The following is a 530-nucleotide window of genomic DNA, read 5'->3' as shown; positions in this document are numbered from 1 at the left end:
CAAGATCACCGAGGAACGACTCTTTCACTTCACCAACAGCAGCATTTACCACCGAGACAATTTCCCCGACCTTGCTAAGTTGTGCGGTTTCTTTTATTACCTCGACACTTTCTCTTGAAGGCTCGTATACCGTAACCGATCCTTCATGACCAACTTCTCTTGCTGCAACCACTGCTGATACACCGTATCCACCACCAATCTCAACGATGTCGTCTCCCGGTTCTACAACCCGGTGTATCGCGTCAATGAAGGTAGCTTCCCATCCCGGACGCACATCCGTCTGGTCAAAGAGCTTCGGCCTTCTCACTGGAACACCATTGAAAGCCGCTATCTTTCGAGGGAGAAATCGGCCTACTGTTTGATTATATATCTTTTGAATCATTGGCTTCCTCTAATGCTGTCTCGTCGCTTCGCCTCTAATGTTTGTCGAATATGAATGAGGTTCCAGAGTACTGCCGCAGTTATAATGAAAAAATTGAAAATGATAGAACGGGGTCGGCGTCGTTTCATAACTGCACTATTCTCATCAT

The 530-nt window shown here is 46.6% G+C and carries 1 pseudogene; it reads right to left on the bottom strand.

The features are described 5' to 3' along the window. Positions 1-382: pseudogene (locus EXE42_RS16630) on the bottom strand (methyltransferase); the annotation flags it as partial. Positions 383-530 lie beyond the last annotated feature (148 nt).

Origin of the sequence: Halorubrum sp. SP3, from assembly GCF_005435195.1 — an archaeon.
GTDB classification, from domain to species: domain Archaea; phylum Halobacteriota; class Halobacteria; order Halobacteriales; family Haloferacaceae; genus Halorubrum; species Halorubrum sodomense.
This window is presented reverse-complemented; position numbering and strand designations above follow the sequence as displayed.